Origin of the sequence: Aromatoleum toluvorans (assembly GCF_012910905.1) — a bacterium.
GTDB lineage: Bacteria > Pseudomonadota > Gammaproteobacteria > Burkholderiales > Rhodocyclaceae > Aromatoleum > Aromatoleum toluvorans.
Map to the genome: position 1 here is coordinate 1 of NZ_WTVN01000100.1, position 428 is coordinate 428.

Genomic DNA, 428 nt, shown 5'->3' on the forward strand with positions numbered 1-428 from the left:
CGTTGCGGAAGCGTGCTGCGGGCGCCATGTGCGAGGGCCGCTCGTCGAGGACGCGGCGGATCAACCCGATCACCGGGACGTAGTTGATGAGGTGCTCCGCGAACAGTTTCTTGCGCGTGTCGGTGTCGAGATGCGCAAAGCGCACGCCGGCCTCGGTCAGCACCACGTCGCCTTCGCTGACCTGGGCAAAGCGCAGCAGTTGCAGCGTCTCGCCGAGATGCAGAATTTCATCGGTCTCGAGTTGAAGCTGGCTCGCCAGCACCGGCAGGTCGGCATGTCCGCCATAGGGTGGCCCGGCCAGCGTCTCGATCAGGCCCGACAGCACGTTGGACGAGACATGGTCGAGAACCATGCCGACGCCGGAGCCGGGAATTCCCCCGGGCGTCAGCGCCTTGGGTTCTTCACGTTGCGTCATGCGGGCATAGAGC

General features: G+C 65.4%; 1 protein-coding gene. It reads right to left on the reverse strand.

The window, feature by feature from the left end:
* The coding region (locus GPA22_RS22485) for an AAA-associated domain-containing protein (protein ID WP_211169311.1) at positions 1-415 on the reverse strand (415 nt) is incomplete at its 3' end.
* Between the last annotated feature and the right edge of the window lie 13 nt (positions 416-428).